Genomic DNA, 26,673 nt, shown 5'->3' on the forward strand with positions numbered 1-26,673 from the left:
CGTTCAAAGGGATGCGCTGAACGTTCAAAAGTTTACGTTGACCGTTCAAAGGGACGCGCTGAACGTTCAAAGATGTGCGATGACCGTTCAAAGTGCGGCTCTTACCGTTCAAAGTTGCCCACTGACCGTTCAATAAGCGCGTGTATCCGAAACAAAATATAAAAAAAGATTAGAGCGTGGACTCTCGCTCTAATCTTTTCATCTCTATTTCATTTCTTCTTTCACAGGGTTTTGGGCTTCGTAAATTGCTTTTTCCAACTCTTCCGTATGTTGTTTCATCTCTTCGTCATCCCATTGGAAGAAATCTTTCATTTCCTGGATGACTGGCTTTTTATATTTTTTCACAAAGTCAATGTCAAAGAAGAGCGCGCCTGTACGTCGGATGAAAAAGTCAACTGGTTTATAGACGGCTTCGTGTTCGAGCGTATACATTAATTCTGCCCAAATATCAGCTTCCAAAAATACATGTTCATGCATGGCTGTCTCATAATATTCGATTAGTTTTTCGGTATTCGCTCCATAGCGGTTCACCCATTTTTCGAGCATTTCTTCTGGATAACCGGTGTTGAGCACTTTTTTCTTAAACTGTTTGAACCCTTTCGAACCACCGACTTCACCGCCAGCGAGTGGCATTTTTTTCGTTTTCGACTCAGGGAGCTTCCGGCCATTCTCAGCTTTCCATTGGGAAGCGACGAGGTCGACGATACTCTCAGCCATTTTTCGATAGCCTGTCAGTTTGCCTCCTGCAATAGAGATCAACTGAGAATCAGATACGAAAATTTCATCTTTCCGTGAGATTTCTGATGGGTCTTTACCTTCTTGCTGAATGAGTGGTCGAATCCCAGACCAAGAAGATTCGATGTCTTGTTCATTCACGTTCACTGTCGGGAACATCTCATGAATGGCCCGCATCAAGTATGCTCGGTCTTGTAATGAAGCGGTTGGATTCTCAAAATCTCCTGTATATGCTGTGTCCGTCGTCCCTACATACGTTTTTCCGTCTCTTGGAATCGCAAAAATCATTCGGCCATCAGGCGAATCAAAATAAATCGCTTGGGTCAGTGGAAATACAACACTATCGAATACAAGATGAATTCCTTTTGTATGGAAAAGCGGTTTTTTCAGCTTCGGATTGTCTTTCGAACGCAATTCATCCACCCATGGTCCTGCAGCGTTGACGACTTTCTCTGCATAGACCGAAGCGGATTCATCATTCAATTGATCGACCGCATGAACCCCGACAACTTTTCCATCACGATATAAAAACTGGTCGACTTTCATGTAATTGAAAGCAATTGCTCCATTTTCAACAGCTTTTTTCAATATTTCCATTGTCAATCGTGCATCATCGGTTTTGTACTCAACATAATAACCGCTTCCTTCTAGGCCTTCGCGGCGCAACAATGGCTCGTTGTTCAGCGTTTCCTCTTTGCTGAGCATTTTTCGTCGTTCTTTCTTTTTCACGCCTGCCAGAAAATCGTACAGTCTTAAGCCGATATTCGTCGTAAACGGACCGAACGTCCCTTCATCATAAAAGGGCAGCAGCATCCATTCCGGTGTTGTAATATGTGGCCCGTTTTCATAAACGATTTCTCGTTCTTTACCGACTTCCGCTACCATTTTAATTTCAAAGTTTTTCAAATACCGCAAGCCACCGTGAACGAGCTTGGTCGAACGACTGGAAGTTCCAGCTGCGAAGTCTTGCATTTCGAATAACGCTACACTCAAGCCTCTCGTCACAGCGTCCAAAGCAATGCCGGCACCGGTAATCCCGCCACCGACTATAATAAGGTCAAATGACTGATTTAATTGCTGCTTAGCTTCTTGTCTATGTTTATTGGAAAATGTATTGGTCAAAAAACCACCCCCTCACGAGAAAAATCAATTCCCTTCCGTAAATGCTTGTGTCGCTTTCACGGCACGTTTCCATCCTTGATAAAGCTCGTCGCGAATATTGTCCTCCATAACTGGCTCAAATAAACGGTCTACAGCCCACTGATTTTCAATCTCTTCTTTATTCGACCAAAAACCGACGGCAAGTCCCGCCAAATAAGCTGCACCTAGGGCTGTCGTTTCATTCACAACTGAGCGTTCTACAGGCACATTTAATAGATCACTTTGAAATTGCATTAAAAATTCATTTTTCACTGCTCCGCCATCGACTCGAAGTTTTTTCAAATCAATCGAGGAATCGTCAATCATCGCATTGACGACATCTTTCGTCTGATATGCGATCGATTCCAAGGTTGCACGGATGAAATGTTCCTTATCTGTTCCACGGGTCAAACCAAAGACAGCACCGCGGGCTTTACTGTCCCAATAAGGCGTTCCGAGTCCGACAAAAGCCGGTACAACATAGACGCCTTCTGTTGATTCAACTCGTTTTGCATACCGCTCACTGTGAGGCGTCCGCTTGATCATCCGCAGTCCATCACGCAGCCACTGGATGGCAGAACCCGCAACGAAAATACTGCCTTCCAGCGCATAATTCACTTCCCCGTCAAGTCCCCAGGCAAGTGTCGTCAACAATCCGTTTTTTGATGATACTGCCTCTTTTCCCGTATTCATTAACATGAAACATCCCGTGCCATACGTGTTTTTGGCCATTCCTTTTTCAAAACAAGCTTGCCCGAATAATGCCGCTTGTTGGTCCCCACACGCGCCAGCAATCGGAATATTTTCACCGAGAAAATGATAGCTGATCGTCTCGCCGTAGATTTCCGAAGATGGCCGAACTTCTGGCAGCATCGATTTCGGTACACCGAGAATATCGAGTAATTCATTGTCCCATGTTAATTCATGAATATTGTACATCAATGTACGCGAAGCATTCGAATAGTCTGTTACATGAACTTGCTGACCGGTCAACTGGTAAATCAGCCATGTATCGATGGTTCCGAACATAAGCTCACCCGCTTCAGCTTGTTCCTTTGCTCCTTCCACTTGATCCAAAATAAACTTTACTTTCGTTCCTGAAAAATAAGGATCAATTAAAAGCCCGGTTTTTTTACGAAACAACTCTTCATACCCTTGATCTTTCAATTCCTGACAAATATTTTCGGTTTGACGTGACTGCCAAACAATCGCTTTATGAATCGGCTTCCCCGTCTTCCGTTCCCAAACAATGGTCGTCTCACGCTGATTGGTAATCCCAATTCCAGCCACTTGACTTGGATGCAAGTCTGCCTTCCGCAACACGTTTGTAATGCAGGATTGCACAGACGTCCAAATCTCATTTGCGTCATGCTCAACCCAGCCTGGTTGTGGAAAATATTGTTGGAATTCCTCTTGCGCCGTCTCGACGATCTCGCCTTTATGATTAAATAAAATTGCCCGCGAGCTCGTCGTTCCTTGATCCAATGCCATCATGAACTTTTCCATCGTCAAACACTCCCTCAATACTTCCGTTTAACATTCTTCTATAACCATCTTATCAAAAGCCACTCATAAAAGAACAGCAAACAGGTATAGAGAATATTTATTTTGAAGTCTTTAGGACTGCGTCGCATTTTCTATAAGACTTTCTGGGAATATTTTTGGTCCGTTCGGGGGGATAGAGCACCTCTATAAGACTTTCCGGCGATTTTTCTTGGCCATTCGAGGGTATAGAGACCCCCTATAAGACTTTTCGGTAAATTTCCTTGGCCGTTCGAGGGTATAGAGACCCCCTATAGGACTTTTCGGTAAATTTTCTTGGCCGTTCGAGGGTATAGAAGCCTTCTATAAGACTTTCCAACAACTTTTTTCGCCCGTTCGGGGGTATAGAGACTCTCTATAGAACGTTCCGGCAATTTTTTTCACCCGCTCGAGGCTATAGAGCGTTCTATAACCAAAAAGAGTCCCCTACCAATACGCAGGGAACTCCTCAATATCATTTTCTATTTTCCATTTCTTCTTTCGTGTAGATTAATTTCATTGGGTTACCACCGACGAACGCTCCGGCAGGAACATCTTCATGCACCAGTGTGGCCGCTGAAACGATCGCACCGTCGCCGATTGTTACACCAGGTAAAATCGTGCAGTTCGCTCCAATCATCACTTCATCACCGATGATGACATCTCCTAATCGGTATTCATCAATTAAGTATTCATGGGCTAAGATCGTCGTATTATAGCCGATGATTGTATTTCGACCGATGGATATTTTTTCAGGAAACATCAAGTCAGGCATGACCATCAAAGCAAGAGACGTTTCACGATTGATCTTCATCCGCAAAAACGTTCGGTATAACCAACGCTTCAAACGAAGAGAGGGGGTGTAGCGACCTATTTGGATAAAGATGAAATTTTTCGCGACTTTGAAAAACGATACAGTCTGATAAACATGCCATAAAGAGTTCGCGCCCTTTACGGGATATCTTGTTGTTTTCCGCATGGCTACCCACCTCTCCATTTTACGTTTCTTATTTTCCTTCTACGATTTTTTCTAAATCAGAAATATGCTCAAGCATATAATGTGGATCGAATGTTTGTAAAAATTCCGTGCCTTTGGCAGACCAAGCGACGCCTGTAGCCAAAACGCCTGCATTGTGAGCCGCTTCGAGGTCGTGTGAATTGTCACCGACCATCATCGTCGTCATTGGATCTGCTTTCAATTGGTCCATCGCTTCGACCAATGCTTCCGGATGAGGTTTGGCATTGTCGACATCATCCAAGCCGATGATGACATCGAAGAATTGATCAATCCCTGTCAACACCATTCCTTTGATGGCTGTATCCCGTAGCTTACTCGTAACGATCGCCATCTTGATGCCTTTTTCATGAAGGTTTTTAACCGTTTCAAAAACACCATCAAAAGCTTTCACTAAACGGTCATGGTTTTCCAAGTTATGCGAACGGTAGGTGTCCATCATTTCATCTACTTGGTCTGGTCGAATTTTCATTAATGAATCGCGAAGAGGCGGTCCAATAAACGCTTGGATTTCATCCTCTGTATATTCTCTGTCTGCATATTGCTTAATCGTATGCTGAAAAGACCCCATGATCAAATCGTTTGTATCAAGCAACGTGCCATCTAAATCAAATAAAATCGTTTCTATTTTCATGTTTGAATCGGTTCCTTTCTCCGTAGTGTTTTGTCTTTTTCAACTCGTTTCCATATTACCGCAACCGTAATCGTCAAGATGAGTGCTGTAACGAACCGGATGAGCAGTAATGGCCATACCGGTATGCCGAGCGGGATGAAGATGAGTGTATCCTCAACGACTGCGTGACATGTCACGAGAAAAATCATCACGAGATACATATCTTTTTTGGAAACATGATCTTCTTTCACCGCTTGGATCATCACACCTGCCCCGTAAGCAAGCCCAATCGTGAGCCCTGCTACCAACGTCATCGAAGCGTTTCGCTCAACACCGATCACTTTTGTGAATGGCGCGAGTTTCCGCGACATCCAATCCATCCAATGACGATCGCGTAACCATTGCATAACGATCATCAGCGGTATGACAATCAATGCCAACTGTAAAATCGCTAACGTTGCTGTTTGTACGGCATTTAAGACAATCGCTGTCCAGCCCTCCGGTTCAGCTTGAGAACTGATCATCCCATATTGAGCCGCTTCACTTCCGCCCTTCCACAACAAATTAACCAGGAATGCAGCAACCAACGCCAAGCCGACACGAACGAGTAAGATCACCCAAAATTTAATGCCGACTTTTGAAGCGACTGCTGATTCAATGAATAAGTTATGGCAAAACGAAAGCATAATCGCCATGATGAAAACTTCTTTTACCGTAAACTCAAAGCTGACAATCGCTGCAATGCCTGCATACAGATTCAAGAAATTTCCCAACACCAATGGGACGGCAGCTTCGCCGGATAAGCCAATGAATTTCATGAACGGCTCCAGCCACTCAATCACCATTGGCATTACCGGTGTGAACTGCAAAATCGTCACGATCAATGTAATTGGAAAAATGACTTTCCCCAATGTCCACGTTAGATTCAGCCCGCTAAACAGACCTTTTTGCAACGTTCCAGTCAATTGACATACTCCTTTTCCGCTTGATGCTGAGTCGTTATTTCTTCTTACCTTTTTGGTTCTTCTTTTTCACGTTTTTCTGCTGGTTCGCTTTTTTGTTTTTCGACGGACTTCCCTTCTTGTAACCACCGACAGGCGTACCATCATACAATTCATCTGCATAACCTTTTTGCTTACGATAGAACATGACAATGAGCGAGCCTGCAATCAATAGAATGGATACCAACTGAGCCGTACGCAATTCAACAACGAATAAATCGATATATAAACTATCCGTACGCATGCCTTCGATAAAGAATCGGCCGACAGAGTACCAAATTAAATAGTTTAAGAAAATAACGCCACGTCTTGGGTTCACTTTATATCGTAAAATCAATAACAAAACCAAAACGAGCACATTCCACATCGACTCATATAAAAAAGTCGGATGCATGTATGTTCCATCAACACACATTTGGTTCATAATCCAATTCGGTAAATATTGGTGGAAATTTTGATAGGCTTGCTCAGATATCGGCCCACCATACGCTTCTTGGTTCATGAAGTTACCCCAGCGACCAAGAATTTGCCCAATCAATAAGCTCGGAGCAGCAATATCGGCAATTTTCCAAAAGGACACTTCTTTTACTTTTGCATAAAAATACGCAGTTATTACAGAAAACAATAACGCCCCGTGAATCGCCAGGCCACCTTCACGAATATCGATAATATCCATCAGTGAATTGTAACGTTCCCATTCAAAAACAACGTAATAAAGTCGTGCACCGACGATGGCTGCGGGTACGGCAAAAATCAATAGATCAACGAAAAAATCTTTATGTAGACCGAGACGCTTTCCTTCTTGGGTGGCAACAACTAAAGCAATTAACGCCCCCATCATGATCAGAAAGCCATACCAATAAATCGGTAACGAACCAATTTCGATAAACACTCGATCATATGGCTCTTGTGTACAATACATCGAATCTCTCCTGTCTTTCCTTAACTAGACAACTTAATACGAATTCTATTTCAGCAGACTACTTGTAAATAAGACTTGTTCCTATTCAATCTCGGTACTATCTACATCATCAAAAACCGAGTTTAGCCGTTCGGAAAATTCCTCTGCCGTATTGACGCCCATTCGTTTCAAGCGGAAGTTCATCGCGGCCACTTCAATAATGACGGATAAGTTTCTCCCTGGGCGAACCGGAATAATTGCTTTCGGTAAATCCACGTCCATAATTTTCATCCGATCCTCATCAAGGCCGAGGCGGTCATATTGCTTGTTTTCTTCCCATGTTTCCAAATGAACAACAAGTGAAATCCGTTTATAATTACGGACTGCCCCTGCACCGAATAAAGTCATGACGTTGATGATTCCCAAGCCTCGAATTTCCAATAAATATTCAATTAAATTCGGTGGATTCCCAATGAGTGTATCATAGTCTTCCTGGCGAATCTCCACATTATCATCAGCGACTAATCGATGCCCTCTTTTGACAAGCTCCAATGCGGTCTCACTTTTACCGATCCCGCTTTTTCCGGTAATCAAGACACCTACACCGTACACATCCACTAATACACCATGGACAGCCGTTGTCGGTGCGAACCTTGTTTCCAAGTAGTTTGTCAAGCGACTGATGACCCGCGTTGTTTTATGAAGCGAACGCATTAACGGTACACCTGCTTCATCTGCTACATCAATCAATCCTTGAGGTACGTCCTGACCACGCGTAATGACGATCCCTGGTGTGACATCCGTACAAAGATTATCCATCAACTGCCGCATTTCATTATTCGGAAGATCGATCAAAAAGGATAACTCCGTACGCCCCATTAATTGGAGACGCTCTTTCGGGTAATATTTAAAATAACCAGCCATTTCCATCCCTGGACGGGAGATATCACTCGTTACAATTTCTCTATGTAAACCGTCTTTTCCGCCAATTAGCTCTAAATGAAACTGTTCCAATAAATCTCTGGTCTGCACCTTGATCATCTATGATTCCTCCAAACATTCATCACTCATCATCATACCATTTCTTAGGAATAATCGCATAACTCATGATAGATTTTTCATGATTTTAAACAAAACAATCATTAAGAAAGTGTGTAAAGCGAAGGAATCCGGGTAAATAATATCTATGATGACATAAGAGACAATTGAAGAAGGAGGGAACATGATGAAAAGGTTCGTTCCTAAAATCAAAACGAAAGAAGATCAACAACGAAATCAATATGACTTAGAAATCAAAAATGGACATTTTAAAATATATTTCACTGAAAAATACGCCTCCATACAGCTATTTGGCGATATTGCTGTCGGTTTTTTCTTTGTGTTCGGAAGCTTGATTAATATATTCGGTGGACCTTCAGTCATCAGTAATAGCGCTTATTTAGTCGGAAGTCTTTCACTTACCGTCCGCCCAATTTTAAAGATCATTCGCCGCACTTGGATTTACAATGAGAAAAAAGAAGACGACCAAGACATTACTGATTATCGACAAACTCATTCAACGACAGAAGAATACAGACGTGTCAAAGACCAAGCCATTCATGTAAATGGTGAGTTTTCAGAAGATGTCCAGCAAGCTTTCCTTGACCGAGGAGAACTTAAGGATGAAGGTGGCATGGAAGTCACACGGAAAGGAGCACACTTTGAAAGTCATACAATCGGAAAGGATATTCAACTAGACACTAAAAACGAACTCTCAAGCGAAGAAGAAATGATGGAACAAAGTGAGGATTCGACGCAGCCATCCAGTCATTCAAAAGGACAAATTAATCTTGACCACAAAGCAGAAGAAAAGAACGAACAAGAAGAAACTGCCGACAATACACCCGATCCGAAAGAGGGACAAGAACAGAATGATTCGGAAACGGACGAAGATGATACAGGAACCGACCGAGGTTTCTTCCACCATGACGCCAGCGAAGATAACAGTGAAAGCAATGAAGACGAACAATCACTTTCCGTCGACCCTGAAGATCGTGAAGAAAAAGAAAAAGATTCGTCATAACAAAACAAAGCGAAAACGCTCCAACAGTTGTGTTAGAGCGTTTTTATCATTGGTCTATATTTTACTTCGCTATATCTTTCACTAATCTTTCCAGTAACGTATTTAACAAGGAAATGATTAGTGCAGCGAGAATCGCCCAACCAAATCCGTCAATGATGAACGTATCACCCATCATCCACTGGGCAAGCATCAAGGTAATCGCGTTAATGACAAATAGAAACAGGCCAAGCGTAAAAATCGTGATTGGCAATGTAAAAATCAAAATAATCGGTTTCACAATCACATTTAAAATCGATAAAATGAACGCAGCTATTAAGGCATAACCGAAATGCTCAATTTTCACGGCATCGAAGAGCTCTGCCACAGCAATAATCGCAACAGCATTGAGGATAATTGAAATAATCCATTTTCGCAGCATCAAAAAACTCCTTACTTTAAACGTTTTCTTATTTTTCGATAATAGGATTTACCTTAATATTACCTGTTTTTGTTGATAGGTCAATGTCCAAATATTCTTTTTCTTGATCGGTATTATAGAATTGAGCCTGTTTTTTCATCAGCTGTTCATCCATGTTCATTTTCATGACGTCCTTCAGTTGGACGTCAATATTACCAATCGACGTATTCGCTGAGCCGATCATCGGTATGTCTTCCGGCAGATAGATTTGGATGGATCCAGTCATCGTTTCAACATACAAAGATTTTGCTTGCTTGTTCCGAAGATAGTTTCGAACACTACCGGTTACCACATAAATATCCAAATCTTCCATCGAACCGTCGACATAGACGGAACCCGTCGTTGCTGTCAGTTTACCCTTCGTGAATTGAACATCATCAAGCTTAATCGATCCGTGCTTTGTTTCGACATACAATGCATCACCCGTATATTCATCCATCGTAATACTTCCATTGGTTGTCGAAATGCTTGCTTGCTCAAAATGAGTCGATAGAAATTTCATCGAGCCATTAAATGCTTTGAACGATGCCTTCTCATATTTTTTCTTCGGCAAATAGATTACTAATTTAGTTTGTATATTATTATCCTCTGTTTCAAAGCGTAATGTGTCCCCTGTAAGCCCGACTTCCGTATAGCGGTCGAAATACTCCTCCGCCTTTAGCTGATCATTTTCCTTATACACCTTCGCTTTACAATCAATGACGATTTCACTCGAACCAATCGGCAAAAATTCCAACGTTGTATTAAATAAATCGAAGTCTAGATGATTCACTTGGCTAACTGGAAACGTATACTTACGGTGAATATCCATTTGTTGAAAGTTAAATTCAAATGGCCCGTCTTTAACACGTTGAAATGTATCGTTTAAAAGATTTTTAACACCCTCAGTAAAGCTACGGACATCTTGTTTGAACCTCTCTTGTGTATAGCCTTCACTGTTATTTTTTTGACGTCCTTTTTCAGCTTCTGTTTCATCTACATCATCCAATAAACGATCCGCTTCATCGCTCGTAATTTGACCCTCTTCCAAAAGCCTCAAAATACGTTTTCTTTTTTCACTCATAAATTTTCCTCCATTAATACATTATCTTCATCTTATGTTTATTATAGTGGATTTAGACATCAAAAGGAATCAAGCAACAGTCTGAAAATTCAAGAAAAAAACTCATCCTCGCGACCGAGCTGGTGATTAGCATGTGATGACTGATGAAAAACGCGTGTTAACTGGTGATAAACGAAGGCTGACTGTTGATAAACTCGTGCCAACTGTCGATAAAATAACGCTGACTGTCGATAAACGCGCTCTAACTGTTGATAAACTCGTGCCAACTGTCGATAAAATAACGCTGACTGTCGATAAACGCGCTCTAACTGTTGATAAGCGCTGGCCAACTGTCGATACACTCATACTGACTGCTGATAAACGCTTGCTGACTGTCGATAAATGCACGCTGACTGTTGATAAACGCTTGCTAACTGTCGATAAACGTGCGCTGACTGTCGATATACTCATGCTGACTGTCGATATACTCATGCTGACTGTTGATAAACTCGTGCCAACTGTCGATAAAATAACGCTGACTGTCGATAAACGCGCTCTAACTGTTGATAAACTCGTGCCAACTGTCGATAAAATAACGCTGACTGTCGATAAACGCGCTCTAACTGTTGATAAACTCGTGCCAACTGTCGATAAAATAGCGCTGACTGTCGATAAACGCGCTCTAACTGTTGATAAACGTGCGCTGACTGCTGATAAACGCTTGCTAACTGTTGATAAACTCGTGCCAACTGTCGATAAACTCATGCAACTACTGATAAAAGCACCCATCCAGCAGTCCCATACAAATTAAAAAAGAGGCCATTGAAAAACAAATCGTTTTCAATGGTCTCTCAGAAAATCAGCTTATTCATTAAAGTTAACCGTATGATAGGTTTCATATCGGAAATGACGCAAGGCGAGGTCAAATTCACTGAGCTCTTCATTTCCTTTGCGAACTTTTTGTAACATGCCATCGATCTGGCTCTTGTGGGCTTTCAATGCATTCAGCTTCTTTTGGAAGACTGTTTTTGTATCAACGACAATGTCAGGGCTCCCTAGGATTTCTTCATGGCCATTTGAGATGGCGTTGGCCCATACCTCTGGCCGTTTCTCTGCATCCATATCACGGATGGCACGGAAAGCTGCGCGTCCCATCGCATTGTGATCAGGATGTACGGCATGAGGTGGATAAAATGTGATGACTAAAGAAGCATCCAATTCTTCAATTCGCTGACGAAGGTCATCAGCTACTTTTTGCTCATCCTCAAATTCCATTGTTTTATCTCGATAGCCGAGCATTTGTAGATCCATGTCGATTTCTTTACATGCTTTAATCAGTTCTTGCTTACGGATTTCAGGTAGTGTCTCGCGGTTTGCAAAAAACGGACTACCCATGTTCCGGCCCATTTCACCGAGTGTTCCACAAAGGTAAGTGACTGGGACACCTGCTTCTCTGAATTTCACGACTGTTCCTGCTGTTCCAAATGATTCATCATCCGGGTGAGGATAAATCACGACGACTTGTTTATGTTTACTGTAATCAATTTCCATGAGACCCCTCCTTTTTGCACATCATTTTTAATAGTTGAATGGTTTTTCGCTCAGCTGCATGGCGACCATCAAGCGACCGTCCGCATCATGTCCTGCCATCAGCAATTGATTGTTTTCATTGAATTCAAAGTCGGTTAATCCTTCTGCATAAATCCAACCGATTTCATGTTTGAGGCCGACACGGTAGGCACCTTCCTGCTCGACAATTTTCCCTTGTGTATAAGTGATTTGAGCATTTCGAACATAGGCCCCTACATTATATGCGTTGGCATCAAAGTGCTTGGCATAAGCACCGTTTGTTGTTTCGACGTGTACATATACTGGTTTGTTCGTCCATTGGTCAAGATACTCTTGGACTTTGTTCAAATTAATTGATTCCATATCCATTCCTCCAACTGCTATTGTTCAGATTTAATTCGATGGTTCCAATAGCTCTTTCATTCGTTTTCGATCTCGTTCCAATATCGGCTTCAAATATTGACCTGTGTGTGACTGCTCTACTTCGGCTACTTCTTCCGGCGTTCCTGTGGCAACGATTTGACCGCCACCGTCTCCGCCTTCAGGTCCTAAGTCGATTAAATAATCGGCAACTTTAATGACATCTAAGTTGTGTTCGATGATCAAGACCGTATCTCCATTATCGACCAATCGTTGCAACACATTGAGCAGTTTAGCGATGTCTTCTGAATGAAGACCTGTTGTCGGCTCATCCAAAATATAAAAGGTTTTACCGTTTGACCGTCGATGCAACTCACTGGCAAGCTTGACGCGCTGTGCTTCGCCCCCTGATAGAGTCGTTGCAGACTGACCTAATCGAACGTATCCTAAACCGACATCATAAATGGTTTGTAGCTTCCGTTTGATTTTAGGAATGTTTTCGAAAAATTCAAGTGCTTCCTCAATCCGTAGGTCAAGTACTTCCGCAATGTTTTTCCCTTTGTATTTCACTTCCAACGTTTCACGGTTATAACGCGTTCCGTGACATACTTCACATGGGACATAAACATCTGGGAGGAAGTGCATTTCAATTTTAATGATTCCATCCCCTTTACAAGCTTCACAGCGTCCGCCTTTTACGTTAAAACTGAAACGTCCTTTTTGATAGCCGCGAATTTTTGCTTCGCTCGTATCCGCAAATAAATCACGAATATTATCAAAAACGCCTGTGTAGGTCGCTGGGTTTGAACGGGGTGTCCGGCCGATTGGTGACTGATCGATGTCGACTACTTTTTCCAATTGCTTTAAGCCCGTAATTTTATCATGTTTGCCTGGCTTTGTTTTCGCTCGTTGCAATTGCTGAGCTAATGCCTTTTGTAAAACACCGTTGATCAGTGTACTTTTACCTGATCCAGAAACACCTGTGACAACATTCATGACACTAAGTGGAATGGATACGTCAATATTTTTTAAGTTGTTTTCGTGTGCACCTTTAATATTGATCATTTTATTCTTATTCACTTTTCTTCGCTCTGCAGGTAAGTGGATAAATTTTTTGCCGCTTAAATATTGACCCGTCAACGATTCTTCAACGTCCATGACTTCTTTCGGCGATCCACTAGCAACGATTTCGCCGCCTTGCGCTCCAGCACCTGGTCCGATGTCGACTAACCAATCGGCTGCAAGCATCGTATCTTCATCGTGCTCAACGACAATGAGCGTGTTATCCAAGTTACGCATTTGCTTGAGCGTCTCGATTAAACGGTCATTATCCCGTTGGTGCAATCCAATCGAAGGTTCATCCAATACATACAGTACACCGGTTAGTGCTGAACCGATTTGTGTTGCTAAACGAATCCGTTGAGCTTCACCACCGGATAAAGTTCCTGCCGACCGAGATAGCGTTAAATAATTCAACCCGACATTTTGCAAAAAGTGCAGACGGTTGTTAATTTCTTTCAAGATCATTTGGGCGATTTGTCGATCTTGCTCGGATAATGATAATTCTTGAAACCAATTCAATGAATCGGTAACCGAAAAATCAGTGACTTCAGAAATATGCTTATGATTGATTTTGACGGACAATACTTCTTCAGATAAACGATAACCATCACAAGTCGGGCATGTTTTTTCTGCCATATATTTACCCATCAATTCACGTGTGAAGCTGGAAATGGATTCATGGTACCGACGAGAAATATTACTGAGTACACCTTCAAAAAAGATTTGATTCTCACGCACTTGTCCTTGTTCATTTTTATAACGGAATTTGATCTTTTCTTCTCCACTTCCGTTCAGGATAATATCCATATGCTCTTTCGGTAAGTCTTTAATTGGCTTCTTCATATCAATGCCGAAATGTTTACAGACACTTTTTAAAAGCTGTGGATAATACTGTGAAGAAATCGGTTGCCATGCAGCGATTGCTCCTTTTTGTAAGGAAAGATTCCAGTCTGGTACTACTAAATCTAAATCCACTTCCAAGTTAGAGCCAAGACCATCACATGTTTTGCAAGCACCAAACGGACTGTTGAAGGAAAACAATCTAGGTTCTAGTTTCCCGACGGTAAACCCACAGATCGGACAGGCCAGGTTTTCATTAAACTTCATTTCATCTCCGTCGATCAAGTCAACGATCACTTGGCCTTCTCCGAGCTTCAATGCTGTTTCCATCGAGTCCGCCAGTCGACTTTCGATACCTTCTTTGACGACAATCCGGTCGATGACGACTTCAATCGAGTGCTTTTTATTTTTCTCCAGTTCAATTTCCTCGGAAATTTCCCGCATTTCTCCGTCTACACGTAGACGAATGTACCCTTCTTTTTTCAAGTCAGCCAATATTTTTTTATGCTCACCTTTTCGGTCCGAAATAACGGGAGCAAGCAGTTGGATTTTCGTCCGTTCCTCAAGTTCCATGACTTGATTGACCATCTGTTCGATGGATTGAGCACTGATTTCCACGCCATGTCGCGGACAAATTGGTTTCCCGACCCGCGCATACAGCAGGCGAAGATAATCATAAATCTCTGTCACGGTTCCAACCGTCGAACGTGGGTTACGGCTCGTCGTTTTCTGATCGATGGAGATCGCTGGAGAAAGCCCTTCAATCGCATCGACATCTGGTTTATCCATTTGACCGAGAAACTGCCGTGCATAAGCAGAGAGGGACTCTACATAACGGCGCTGTCCCTCTGCATAAATCGTATCGAACGCTAAAGAAGATTTTCCTGAACCGGATAACCCTGTCATAACGACTAATTTATTTTTTGGGATTTTCACGTTTACATCTTTTAAGTTATGTGCACGTGCACCTTGGACGGTAATTTCTTTTGTCATTTACGCTCATCCTTCCACTTTCAGTTCCAATAACGCATCGCGTAGTTCCATCGCTTTTTCGAAATCCAACTCTTTTGCTGCTTGTCGCATTTCTTCTTCCATTTGATCGATGAGCTTCTGTTTGTCTTCTTTCGATAAATTCGAATACTCGGAGATCAGTTCAGCTTGCTGATCGTCCTCGGAATCATATGTCGCACGAATGACATCGCGGATTTCTTTCTTGATCGTTGTCGGTGTAATGCCGTGCTTCTCATTATAAGCCATTTGTTTTTCACGACGACGGTTCGTCTCTTCAATCGCGGTCTGCATCGAATCTGTCATTTTATCGGCATACATATGCACTTGCCCGTTTTCGTTACGAGCAGCACGGCCAGCCGTCTGGATCAATGAACGCTGCGAACGGAGGAAACCTTCTTTATCGGCATCCAAAATAGAAACGAGCGACACTTCCGGAATATCGAGTCCTTCACGCAATAAGTTAATGCCGACAAGAACGTCGTATTTTCCGATTCGTAGGTCGCGAATGATTTGAATTCGCTCCAACGTCTTTATTTCACTGTGCAGATAAGCAACTTTGATGCCCATTTCTTGCAAATAATCCGTTAGGTCCTCGGACATTTTGATCGTTAACGTCGTAACCAACACACGTTCATTTCGTTCAATCCGTTTATTGATTTCACCAATCAGGTCATCAATCTGTCCCTTACTTGGTTTCACGGTAATTTCAGGATCCAACAACCCGGTCGGACGGATAATTTGCTCAACCATCTTCGGCGTATGCTCAAGCTCATAAGGACCCGGTGTGGCTGAAACATAAATTGCTTGGTCCACATGCTTCTCCCATTCTTCAAATTTCAACGGTCGGTTGTCCAAAGCTGAAGGAAGACGGAAGCCATGTTCAACGAGCGTCATTTTTCTGGCACGGTCTCCATTATACATTCCACGAATTTGTGGCAACGTAACGTGCGACTCATCGATCACCATCAATGAATCATCCGGAAAGTAATCCAATAATGTGTATGGTGTTGCACCTTCATCGCGTAACGTTAAATGACGCGAGTAGTTTTCGATTCCTGAACAGAAACCCATTTCACGCATCATTTCCAAATCATAATTCGTCCGTTGCTCAAGTCGTTGAGCTTCAAGAAGCTTTCCTTGCTCCTCAAATTTCGCCAACTGTTCTTCCAATTCTTTTTCAATATTTTTAATGGCAATCTGCATTTTTTCATCTCTTGTGACGAAGTGGGATGCCGGGAAGATCGCTACGTGGTCACGATCACCGATAATCTCGCCAGTCAATGCATCCACTTCACGAATCCGGTCGATTTCATCACCAAAAAACTCAATCCGGATACAATGCTCTTCACGTGAGGCCGGAATAATCTCCAAGGAATCTCCACGGACCCGGAACGTACCACGTTGAAAATCGATATCATTTCTTGCATATTGAATATCGACAAGGTCACGTAGCACTTCATTACGCTCTTTTTCCATGCCGACACGAAGCGAGAGTACTAAATCGCGGTATTCCGTTGGATTCCCTAACCCGTAAATACAGGATACACTCGCGACAATCAGCACGTCCTGGCGCTCAAACAACGAGGATGTTGCCGAGTGACGCAGCTTATCAATTTCATCATTGATGCTCGCGTCTTTTTCAATAAATGTATCAGAGCTCGGCACATAAGCTTCCGGTTGATAGTAATCGTAATAACTCACGAAATACTCAACAGCATTATTCGGAAAAAATTCTTTAAACTCACTATATAATTGTCCAGCCAATGTCTTGTTGTGGGCAATGACAAGGGTTGGACGATTGATTTCCTTCACAACATTCGAGACAGTAAACGTTTTCCCTGTTCCTGTCGCTCCTAATAAGGTTTGATGTTTTTGTTTCTTTTCGATTCCATTGACCAATTGTTCGATCGCTCGAGGCTGATCTCCCTCTGGCTGGAATTGCGAAAACAACTCAAATTTTTGACTCAAACACATCATCTCCAGAAAATAATTTCACTAGTCTATTTTAACATCTCACGAACAAAAGTTCTATTGTAGTGACTCGGCCATGTATACCTTAAGAATATTTTCTTCTACTGACTTTTGCAAAGAATGTGATGTCTAAGATTTTCCATAAAAAGAACGACAAGGTTGTGATAAAAGTTCTTTAAAAAATAAAAACCGAACAATTTAGGCGTAAAAAATTGTTCGGGTTTTCTTCTTAGTTGGCGCTCCATCAAAATACTTCGCTTGCACCCAAAGGGCATAAGGCGACATCTGCGATAAATCGCAGTGTCTTCTATACCGCGGGCACGGCTCGAGCCTCCTCGGCCGAAAACCGTGGCCTGTGGGGTCTCGAGTCACGTGCTGTTCCCGCAGGCGTCAACGTATTTTGATTCCGCTTCCTATCTTTACTTGTTATATAAATAGTCATCTTTTGCATCAATATTTTTCTTTTGTCTCAGTTTTCCCGATAATTCAGTCATTCTTTTGGTCGTCTTCATTGCTGCGTAACTCTTCAATCAGCGACATCAGTTCATCTTCATAAAGAGCTTTTTCATTGATGTTATGCTCACTGTTTTTCGGTTCTTCAATTTTTTCTTGCTCCGTATGTCTTGGTCCAGTTAATCGGTTTGCTCTTTGATTCGGAGCGTCCAGTTTTTCTGGCGACGCTTGTTTCGGTGGTTCGAGTTGATCTTGTTCGCTTGAATCGCTTTCCAAAAAGTCTAAGAACGAATCATGCGACTGTTCGATTTTTTGTTGCTTCTCTAAGTCAGACGATTCAAGTTTATCCTGTTCGTTCCACTCGGTTGAAAATTGTTCTTCTTCCATGTTTCTATTCGTTGTGTAACTTTCTGATGAATCCGACTGATGATATTTTTGCTGATTCTTTTCCGTCGCGGTTACAACTTCATCTAAATCAAATTCTTCTGTTTGATTCGGTTGCAGGCTAAACTTTGGCTTTTCTTTGACAAACACCAAGCCCAGTTCGTGACGTTCATTTTGATAGATGGGACGTTGTACGAATCGAACTTCCCCATCTAAATTTTTCACAGACAGCTTACAATAGGTTTGATTGACACTCATAATTTCATAAAACTCATGCTCATTACTCACTGGGTGATCGTGGACTCGGACAATTTTTTCACCGATGACTAAGCCCATTTCATCTGCAGGTGAGTGTGGTGTGATGCCGACAATTTGGATTCCGTCTGGTTGTGGACTATAAATCGAGCGTTTTCCTGACTCGCTCATATAAGTAGCCCATTGAATCAATAGGCGTCCAACAATCGCAACTGCTAGAAATACATAAACCCATTCTGGATAAAAATATAAACCGACTGCCAAGCCAACCAATACGACGAACAACAGCATAAGTTTTTTGGCTAGCTGCTTGGCTCCGTGATCACTCAACGTGCTATGGAAACGCTGCTGGAAACCAATAATAGCTGGGAATAACATGAGACTAAACGTTGTGGAACCCATTTCAAACATTGGCCACCACGGCAGCCACTGGTCCAGTTGTAATGCTGTTCCTTGAATCGGAACAAAAAATGGAATGAGCATGAGTCGTTTCGCCGAATGAAAGCCGACGAACTTACCACGGTCACTTTTTTCTAACCCAGGAAATGTCCGTGAGCGTTTCGTCGTTGTGACCAATATAATTTCCGCCAAAAATAGAACGAGCATGATATAGCTTACAAAGACAAAATCGACGGCGTAAATCGCATCCGAAATGACTTGATTAATAATCGTTATATCAAAGAAGTTTAATAGCCAGATAGTCAATGCAGAAATCCCGATTGTATAGATCGGCGACAGTAAACGAGTTTGATTAAACAACATAAATAGAAGTGTAAACGCAGATACGAACAGCATCCATTCATAACTAATCAATCCGCCGGCCAATAAAATCCCGACAGAAAGAAGCACGCCAAATAACAACCCTGTTAACCAAGTTCTCTTCCATTCTGCTGTGATTTCAAAAATCCGGTGACCGAACTGCTTACGTTCCTTTTCAATTCGTTTATACCCTGTCCAAAACGCAAAGATTATGGCTGCATATAAAAGAGGTTGCCATGTCACACGTAAAATTCCTAGTCCGATCTCAACCAGCCATTCCATCAACACGTTCAATCCCTCACTCTCTCTAAGAAGCAACTTCGTCTATTTAAAGATCTATTGTAAATTTTAATACATTGTATTTGAAATTACTAAACAGGGCTATCGAAAAACTCGTTAATACTATATACATTTCGTCAAAGCTAGTGCAGAATCCTGCAAACTTTGCTAATAAAATTCTAGATTAGTAGGTTATGTAGCTCCCAACTGTATATGTTCCCAAAAACTTGAGTTATGAACCTCTTATGGTGAAATTTCCTTATTGTTGATGTCAGCTATGCGAACTGTTTGGAAAATACGTGTTCAGGGGTAGTAGGTATTCACTCTCTGGGAAATATGCTTTCAGTTGTAAGAAATATGCCTCTAACCCTATGTCATATCGACCAAACTATGATTCATGTTTCGATAGATTCTTGGTGCGGTTAGTCTTGAAAAAAATGCTTACTGAATTTTAGGTATCAGTATATTACAACATGTAATTATGGATCCTAGCTAAATACAAAAATCATTCCAATATAAAACTTTTTGAAGGATTTCAACTGAATTATATAGAGTGGGATTATAAAGGCGAAGAAACTTTAACTTTTGTATATGTACATGAAACTTTCACTGATAGTTATGTTGCAACAGATGGCGGTAATTTTACATTAGATGTTACAAGTTATGGAACAAATTTTAATAGTTTCAGTGCAACAATGTATGTTAACGGTAATTATCATTCTTCAAAACCAGTGGCATATTCTGATGGCAACGGTACTGTTGAATTTAGTAGTATTCCAGCTGGTAGCACAGTGAAATTCTATATTGGAATGAGTATAGACGATACCGTTAATATTAAATTTTATGATTAATGATCGATGACTAATGTGATTAAATCGACTACGGAAATGACATAGTCGTTTTTTTATTTATCTTAATTATCCACATTTTTCACAGATACATCGTAACCTTGAATCTTAGAGATAGAATTAAACTTCTGAGTATTTAACAGTTCCTTAACCTCTTTTTCAATTTCTTTCATTTTTGATTGAACATATTGATCGGTTCCCTTAATTTTTGTTTCTATTGTAATAGACTTTTGATATTGTGATTTTATATCGATTACTTCATCAAAAACCTGAAGTTCTTTTAATAAAGTTTCCGTTTTGGCTAATAATTCACTATGAATTTCGTTCAATCTCTCCCTCTCTTTGAAAGAAGAAACATACTTAGTAACAGAAATTAAATGTTCGTTAAGAATTGTACCTTCAATTAACTTTTTCACTGAATTCTCTATATCTTTTTCAACCGATGTTAAATACTTTTGAGAACCTTTCACTTCTACTACTATTGTATTTGACGGATATTTGGTTTTTATCACTGCAATATTATAGTTGGGTTGTAATTCTGCTTTAATCTTCTGTAAAATTCGGCTAATTTCTTTATTGGTCTCATCACTTGAAGGGATTAGTTCTGAATCTTTCACCTCTTCATTAGTGCTACTTATTATTGTTTGATTAAATAAAAAGGTTGAACCTAATCCCACAACAAAAAAATTCCGATTAAAATGATGATGTTTTTTTTCATTTTTTATTCTCCCCCCCTTTTAACAAAATTTACATCTATTATTCATTATTATTCAAAAGTATTTAATTAATTCTAACTTAAAGGTATTTTTTAAAATCTCGGTGTGGCGATTTTTAGCTTAGGCGAAACACATTAAACTTCCCATCACTTTACAACCTTGTGGTTGAAAGTGGGGGATTCTCGGCGTAATCGCCAGTTATTGATTAGGCTAGACCCTCAGTACTTACGGTTAGAAGTCTTATGGCTTCTTTGGTTTTTTACTACAATAACGAACGAATAAAAATAAAGTTGGCTGGTTTAAGTCCAGTACAATACCGAACTCAAACCAGCCAAACAGCTGCATAATAAAACTCTAACTTTAAGGGGTCACTACCAAAGCCATCTTTTTCGTTTATTATTTAACTACCTGTAATTTCTTCTAAAGCACGTTTTAACTGAAGGTCGTTTTCTGTTTTTTCAACTGCTTCCAAGATTAAAGTTTCTAGTTTTTCTTCAGTCTTTTCATTGATTTCACCAGTTACTTTCAAATCATGCTCTTGCTGGAAGGTTTCAACTGCATCTGTTGTTTGCTTGTCGAAATATCCATCTGTCCGGTCCATTTCGTAACCTAAACCTTTTAGCATAATTTGAGCTTTCTCCACTTCAGCGTTATTCATATTGTACTTCAACGGTTCTTCCGTTTGAATGAGCGTCGTGTAGAAATAATCTGGCTGTTTCACTTCGATGGTAGGTTCGACACCGACTTCATTGATCTGATTTCCATGCGGACTGAGCCAGTTCATGACCGTAATTTTCAACATGCCATCGCCTAACTCCATCGCTTGCTGTACAGTACCTTTTCCGAACGTCGTTTCACCAATGATGTCTGACTCGACGACTTCTTTAAAGGCTGCCGCTAAAATTTCAGACGCAGATGCACTGCCTTCATTGATCAATACAGCAATCGGATAATCTTTTCTGCCTTGACCATTCGTATAATAGGCTTCACCTTTCTCGCCACGTCTTTCTGTCATGACGAACGGATCATCCGGACCGAGGAAGTTGGCTAAAATACTTTCGACTGAATCGAAAAGACCTCCTGGATTTCCGCGGACATCAATGACAAGTCCTTCAATATTTTCTTCATCTTCTAATTTTAATAATTGGTCGTTAAACTCTTTTGCCGTTCCTTCACCGAATGAACGGATTTCCAGAACCCCGACTTTCTTGCCATCCTGTTCCATCACATCAGAATAAACGGTCGTAAGCGGGATGGTATCTCTCGTGATCGTAATTTCAATCGTTTCTTCGTTGCCTGGACGATCGATTGTGAGGACGACATCTGTTCCTTTTTCACCACGAATGAGCGAAGTCGCTTCATAAACCGTGTAGTCCTCAACCGATTCACCATCCACCTCAATCACTCGGTCGTTCGGCCGGATGCCTGCCTCTTCAGCAGGGGAGCCTTTCAATGGCGCAATGATGGTAATATGCTCATTACGTTTGGTAACTTCAGCACCTATACCTTCAAAGCTCGACTCCAACGATTGATTAAACTGCTTCGTCATCTCGGCATCCAAGTATTCACTATAAGGATCATCCAATTTACTGACCATCCCTTCGATGGCCCCGTTCACGAGCTCTTGGCGTTCCACTTTGTTGACGAAATTAGCTTGAATCAGATCAATCGCCCGGTCCAGTGATTGAAATTCGGCCGGTGTTTCCGCTTTTTCAGACTTCGATTCTTCGTCCTGATCATTCTTTGAATCAGTCTCTATTTTTCCATCTGTTTCTTCCTCTGTTTCCTGGTCACTAGCTGTTGTATCCATCGCTTGCATCGTCAACCCCGTTGCGACGCCACCGATGAGCAGAGCGATCAAGATCATGCTTATAAACAACTTTTTACTGATATTCATTTGGTCACCTCAAAACAAGAAAGTTTGTCCAATCTCACTATGTATCGATTTTAACACCGATATATGATTCGAAGACGAAGCTTCATTTCGCAATGTCTATAAAAATAGATAAAAGCATCACACAAACTGTGTAATGCTTTTATCGTACTATAGGTCATCTCATCCGTAAATGAGAAAAACTTATCTGATTCCGAAACTTGCTGGATTTACTGCATTACTCTTAGAGTAATTCCATCCGCCTCGGTGAATTTCGAAGTGTAAATGCTGACCGAATGATTGTCCTGTGTTCCCCATGTTTCCTAAGTATTGTCCTTGGCTTACTGTTTGACCAGTAGAGACCGCTCGATTTCTCATATGTGCATAAACAGTCGTATACTTCTGTCCTTTAATGATATGAGAAACAAACACGACATTTCCGTAACTGCTGGAGAAATAAGAACGACTTACAATTCCTGAAGCAGCGGCTTTGACTGGCACCGTTCCACCTTGTGCGATATCTACACCTGGGTGGTATGAAGAACATCCACTACAACTTCTGTGACCGAATCCAGAAGAAATATAACCTGCTGCAGGTTTGATGAAACCACTGGAAGAAGTCGTTTGTTCAATTTCAGGACTTCCTGAATCGTTGTTGGATGAACCTGAATTGTTTGAACTTGAATTATTTGAGCTTGAGTTTGAGTTATTCTGTTTCTCTTTTCTTTTTCGTTCTTCTTCTTTTTGTTGCGCGATGAGTTTGTCAAAAGCAGATTTCTGGCTTCGAAGGTTTTCTTCTTTTTCAGACAAGCTCATTTGGTGATTATGTGCTTCTTCTTCTTGCTTTTCTAACTTCGCCATTTGTGTATCTTTCATGCCAAGTTGGTCTTCCAACTTCACAAACAGGTTGTCCAGTTTGGATTTCTCAGCAGCCAAAGAAGCTTTTTGAGATTCCAATTGTTTCTTTTCAGAAGCGACTTGATCGCGTTGTGCCGTTACAGTCTCTTTATCTTTTTCGACTTGTACTTTATTTTCTTCGACTTTTGTTTTATTCTTTTCGACTTGTTTTTTATTGTTCTCCAAGTCTTTTTTCTCTTGGATATGTGTTTCTAGAATCTGATTGTCCTGTTCCATAATTTTATTAACAGCGACGGTACGGTTAATAAAATCACCAAAGTTTTTCGATCCTAAAATCACTTCTAAGTATTGGATGTCTCCACCATTTTTTTGCAGACTACGTAAACGATTTTTCAATAAATCTTCACGCTTCTCAATACTTGCTTCTTGTTCTTTAATTTCTGCTTTAAGTTGTTTGATTTCTTCTTTCAACTGCTTAATTTCATCTTGAAGTTCTTTAATTTTTGTTTCAAGTGTATTGATTTCTGCGTTTAATTCATCGATTTCACTTTGTTTTGTATTAATTTGGCTTTCTTTCTTTTCTAGCTCTTTAATCTTTTTATCAATCTGGCTCTGTGTATTCGATGCTTTTTCATCCAGTTTATTGATTTCACTTTGTGTGTTTTTCTGTTTTTGTTTAATTTCATTCAAGCGATCTTTCGCTTCATCCAGATCACTTTTAACTTCTTTGTGCTTCTGATTCACCTGGCTTTTCTCTTTCTGTAAGTCACCGATACTTTTTGCACTGACATCTGCTACTGCTGTTAGTTGAAAAATTCCTATGAACAAAATTGCTGCTAAGAATAGTTTTACCGTTTTTTTCCCCAACTTTTGTTCCCCTTTCAAATCTTTAAAAGATTAGTAGATTTGTTTGCTGTCTTTCTCTAGCGATGCTTGTATGATGGTTTTCTATACGCGCAAAAACTTACGAACGCTCATGACGCTTCCCCAAATACCGATGACAACGCCAATTCCAAGTAATATTCCTGAGATTTGCCAAATGAATGGATTCGCCGGTAATAATTCAAAGAATGGAATCGGAATTTCATCTGCGAATTGATTGTAAAGGTAGTAATATCCACCAGCTACAACAGCTATCGGAATAATCGATCCAAGAACGCCCATCAAGGCACCTTCAACGAAAAATGGCCAACGAATGAAACTGTTTTTCGCTCCGACAAGCTTCATAATGCCGATTTCTGTCTGACGTGCGATAATCGTCATTTTAATCGTATTGGAAATAAGGAAAATCGCTGTCAACAATAGTGCGCCGATGAAGATAATTCCAATCCACCTTGCAATGTCATTGAAGGCAATTAAGCGATCGACGACATCTTTCATGTAATTGACTTCTTCTACGTTATCCATTTGTTCAATCTGATTGGCAACGCCTGCCAACTGCTCTGGTTCATACGTTTTTATATTAAAAGCGTCACTCAATGGGTTGAATTGTTCAAATAGCTCCCATTGATCGCCTGATTCACCCATATCAGAGATGAGCCCTTCCAGTTCATCTTCTTTTGATGAAAATTCCATCTCACTAATATTTGAGATTTCATTGATTTGTTTTTCCAATTCTTGAATGTCTTGATCTTCAGCAGTTCTTTCTACGTAAACTTTCATCTGTGCTTCATTTTCAATATTCTCAGCCAGCTGATTTAGGTTAAACATTAATGCGAGGAAAATCCCGACCAACACTAACGTTGTCGTCACCGCACCAACTGACGCTACCGTCATCCAACTGTTTCTGACTATATTTTTCGTGCCCTCTCGCACATGTCTTCTCATTGTACTAAGCTTCATAACCGTATTCCCCTCGGTGCTCGTCTCTCACTATTTGACCGTTTTCCATAGCGATGACTCTTTTTCTAAGTTTGTTTACGATTTCCTGACTGTGAGTCGCCATAACGATTGTCGTTCCTCGTGTATTGATCTCTTCAAAAATTCGCATGATTTCCCAAGAAGTTTCAGGGTCCAAGTTTCCTGTTGGCTCATCAGCAATGACAATCTTTGGATTGTTAACAATTGCCCGGGCAATCGCAACTCGTTGTTGTTCCCCACCTGATAACTGGTTTGGAAGGAATCTTGCTTTTTGCTTCAACCCGACCATTTCCAATACTTCGAGTACACGCTTGTTAATTTTCTTTGGATTTTCTTCAATAACTTCCAACGCAAAAGCGACATTTTCAAATGCTGTTAGACGAGGAAGTAATTTAAAGTCTTGGAAGATGACCCCGATATCGCGTCGCAAGAACGGAACGTCTTTCAATTTCATGTCGGTCACATTCTTACCTTCAATCAAGACTTCACCTTTTGTGGCTAGCTCTTCGCGGTACATCATCTTAATAAATGAACTTTTTCCTGCACCACTCGCCCCCACAATATAAACAAATTCACCTGCATCTATATTTACGGTTAAACCGTCAACGGCCATAACGCCGTGGCTATATTCTTTATAAACATTTTTCATCTCGATCATAATAAGTAGCACGATCCCCCTAGGATGTTTTTTCGTTAGCTGTCGATTCTATGTGTTTTTTCTATCATTATAGGAAATCTAGTAGATTGGTCGTTTGATTTGTTTCAGGACAACCAACTAACTCTTAATTCAAAACCTATTATAACATCATTCGGCATAAATTTTACCCTTTTTAATATTACATTTTCATTTCAAAGTCATGTCTACAATCGTATTTACTAGGAGATTTGTCTCTTCTTTACGATTAACTCACTGTCTTTTGATATATATCGACCAGATTCCCTCTTTCTTTACATCAATTTTTTTGAATGAATCATTCAAATTACCTAAACATAATGTGGTGATAGGTCAAATGGAACAATTTAAATAGAAATAGAGTAGAAAGTTGAGGGGGTGATTAACACTGAAGGATGGATTTTTAACACTGAAG

21 protein-coding genes and 1 pseudogene are annotated in these 26,673 nt (G+C 40.9%); 3 read left to right on the plus strand and 19 right to left on the minus strand.

The window, feature by feature from the left end; translation table 11 throughout:
- Window positions 1–204 precede the first annotated feature (204 nt).
- The 7 genes from FPQ10_RS10695 to hprK form a co-directional block, all read right to left on the minus strand.
- On the minus strand, window positions 205–1,857 hold the full coding sequence (locus FPQ10_RS10695) for a glycerol-3-phosphate dehydrogenase/oxidase (protein WP_144163500.1): 1,653 nt from the start codon (window positions 1,855–1,857) through the stop codon (window positions 205–207).
- A 24-nt stretch (window positions 1,858–1,881) separates the two neighbouring features.
- Window positions 1,882–3,381: a glycerol kinase GlpK gene (gene glpK, locus FPQ10_RS10700; protein WP_144163501.1), complete on the minus strand. Its 1,500-nt coding sequence runs from the start codon at window positions 3,379–3,381 to the stop codon at window positions 1,882–1,884.
- Window positions 3,382–3,871: 490 nt separating this feature from the next.
- Entirely contained in the window at window positions 3,872–4,375 is a 504-nt protein-coding gene (locus FPQ10_RS10705) for an acyltransferase (RefSeq protein ID WP_144163502.1), read from the minus strand.
- Between the two features lie 28 nt (window positions 4,376–4,403).
- Window positions 4,404–5,045, minus strand: a complete 642-nt coding sequence (gene ppaX / locus FPQ10_RS10710; protein WP_144163503.1) for a pyrophosphatase PpaX — start codon at window positions 5,043–5,045, stop codon at window positions 4,404–4,406.
- Complete coding sequence (locus FPQ10_RS10715) at window positions 5,042–5,989, minus strand: nucleoside recognition domain-containing protein (RefSeq protein WP_144163504.1); 948 nt, start codon at window positions 5,987–5,989, stop codon at window positions 5,042–5,044. Before FPQ10_RS10715 ends, ppaX begins: the two co-directional genes overlap by 4 nt.
- A gap of 34 nt (window positions 5,990–6,023) precedes the next feature.
- Window positions 6,024–6,947, minus strand: coding sequence for a prolipoprotein diacylglyceryl transferase (gene lgt / locus FPQ10_RS10720; RefSeq protein WP_144163505.1), 924 nt, complete (start codon window positions 6,945–6,947; stop codon window positions 6,024–6,026).
- An 81-nt stretch (window positions 6,948–7,028) separates the two neighbouring features.
- Complete coding sequence (gene hprK / locus FPQ10_RS10725; RefSeq protein WP_144163506.1) at window positions 7,029–7,967, minus strand: HPr(Ser) kinase/phosphatase; 939 nt, start codon at window positions 7,965–7,967, stop codon at window positions 7,029–7,031.
- A 184-nt stretch (window positions 7,968–8,151) separates the two neighbouring features.
- Between hprK and FPQ10_RS10730 the strand changes: the two genes are divergently transcribed.
- Entirely contained in the window at window positions 8,152–8,988 is an 837-nt protein-coding gene (locus FPQ10_RS10730; protein ID WP_186278659.1) for a YrhK family protein, read from the plus strand.
- A 61-nt stretch (window positions 8,989–9,049) separates the two neighbouring features.
- Here the strand turns inward: FPQ10_RS10730 and FPQ10_RS10735 are convergent, their stop codons facing one another.
- Both FPQ10_RS10735 and FPQ10_RS10740 read right to left on the minus strand, forming a co-directional pair.
- A complete protein-coding gene (locus FPQ10_RS10735) occupies window positions 9,050–9,406 on the minus strand; it encodes a phage holin family protein (RefSeq protein ID WP_144163508.1) in 357 nt (118 codons plus the stop codon).
- A 28-nt stretch (window positions 9,407–9,434) separates the two neighbouring features.
- Entirely contained in the window at window positions 9,435–10,508 is a 1,074-nt protein-coding gene (locus FPQ10_RS10740) for a DUF4097 family beta strand repeat-containing protein (protein ID WP_144163509.1), read from the minus strand.
- Window positions 10,509–10,644: 136 nt separating this feature from the next.
- On the opposite strand from FPQ10_RS10740, the gene FPQ10_RS10745 reads away from it, so the two are divergent.
- Window positions 10,645–11,298, plus strand: a complete 654-nt coding sequence (locus FPQ10_RS10745) for a hypothetical protein (RefSeq protein ID WP_144163510.1) — start codon at window positions 10,645–10,647, stop codon at window positions 11,296–11,298.
- A 53-nt stretch (window positions 11,299–11,351) separates the two neighbouring features.
- Here FPQ10_RS10745 and bshB2 read toward each other — a convergent pair whose 3' ends face one another.
- The 6 genes from bshB2 to FPQ10_RS10775 form a co-directional block, all read right to left on the minus strand.
- Complete coding sequence (bshB2, locus tag FPQ10_RS10750; RefSeq protein ID WP_144163511.1) at window positions 11,352–12,038, minus strand: bacillithiol biosynthesis deacetylase BshB2; 687 nt, start codon at window positions 12,036–12,038, stop codon at window positions 11,352–11,354.
- A gap of 27 nt (window positions 12,039–12,065) precedes the next feature.
- The gene (locus FPQ10_RS10755) at window positions 12,066–12,419 is read right to left on the minus strand and encodes a YojF family protein (RefSeq protein ID WP_144163512.1); all 354 of its coding nucleotides are present in this window, start codon (window positions 12,417–12,419) and stop codon (window positions 12,066–12,068) included.
- 30 nt (window positions 12,420–12,449) lie between these two features.
- Window positions 12,450–15,311, minus strand: a complete 2,862-nt coding sequence (gene uvrA / locus FPQ10_RS10760; RefSeq protein ID WP_144163513.1) for an excinuclease ABC subunit UvrA — start codon at window positions 15,309–15,311, stop codon at window positions 12,450–12,452.
- 6 nt (window positions 15,312–15,317) lie between these two features.
- The gene (uvrB, locus tag FPQ10_RS10765) at window positions 15,318–17,297 is read right to left on the minus strand and encodes an excinuclease ABC subunit UvrB (RefSeq protein ID WP_144163514.1); all 1,980 of its coding nucleotides are present in this window, start codon (window positions 17,295–17,297) and stop codon (window positions 15,318–15,320) included.
- Between the two features lie 489 nt (window positions 17,298–17,786).
- Window positions 17,787–19,439: a hypothetical protein gene (locus FPQ10_RS10770; protein ID WP_144163515.1), complete on the minus strand. Its 1,653-nt coding sequence runs from the start codon at window positions 19,437–19,439 to the stop codon at window positions 17,787–17,789.
- Between the two features lie 904 nt (window positions 19,440–20,343).
- A complete protein-coding gene (locus FPQ10_RS10775) occupies window positions 20,344–20,955 on the minus strand; it encodes a hypothetical protein (RefSeq protein ID WP_144163516.1) in 612 nt (203 codons plus the stop codon).
- Window positions 20,956–21,248: 293 nt separating this feature from the next.
- On the opposite strand from FPQ10_RS10775, the pseudogene FPQ10_RS10780 reads away from it, so the two are divergent.
- Window positions 21,249–21,341, plus strand: a pseudogene (locus FPQ10_RS10780) (IS3 family transposase); the annotation flags it as partial.
- 53 nt (window positions 21,342–21,394) lie between these two features.
- Here FPQ10_RS10780 and FPQ10_RS10785 read toward each other — a convergent pair.
- The 4 genes from FPQ10_RS10785 to ftsE all read right to left on the minus strand — a co-directional run bounded on the left by FPQ10_RS10785 (window position 21,395) and on the right by ftsE (window position 26,243).
- Window positions 21,395–22,891: a S41 family peptidase gene (locus FPQ10_RS10785; RefSeq protein WP_144163518.1), complete on the minus strand. Its 1,497-nt coding sequence runs from the start codon at window positions 22,889–22,891 to the stop codon at window positions 21,395–21,397.
- Window positions 22,892–23,071: 180 nt separating this feature from the next.
- On the minus strand, window positions 23,072–24,592 hold the full coding sequence (locus FPQ10_RS10790) for a murein hydrolase activator EnvC family protein (RefSeq protein ID WP_144163519.1): 1,521 nt from the start codon (window positions 24,590–24,592) through the stop codon (window positions 23,072–23,074).
- A gap of 81 nt (window positions 24,593–24,673) precedes the next feature.
- The gene (ftsX, locus tag FPQ10_RS10795; RefSeq protein WP_144163520.1) at window positions 24,674–25,567 is read right to left on the minus strand and encodes a permease-like cell division protein FtsX; all 894 of its coding nucleotides are present in this window, start codon (window positions 25,565–25,567) and stop codon (window positions 24,674–24,676) included.
- On the minus strand, window positions 25,557–26,243 hold the full coding sequence (gene ftsE / locus FPQ10_RS10800; protein WP_144163521.1) for a cell division ATP-binding protein FtsE: 687 nt from the start codon (window positions 26,241–26,243) through the stop codon (window positions 25,557–25,559). The genes ftsX and ftsE overlap by 11 nt, the downstream gene beginning before the upstream one ends.
- Window positions 26,244–26,673: the final 430 nt, after the last annotated feature.

The sequence above is a fragment of the Allobacillus sp. SKP2-8 genome, assembly GCF_007559355.1.
GTDB classification, from domain to species: Bacteria; Bacillota; Bacilli; order Bacillales; family Alkalibacillaceae; genus Allobacillus; species Allobacillus halotolerans.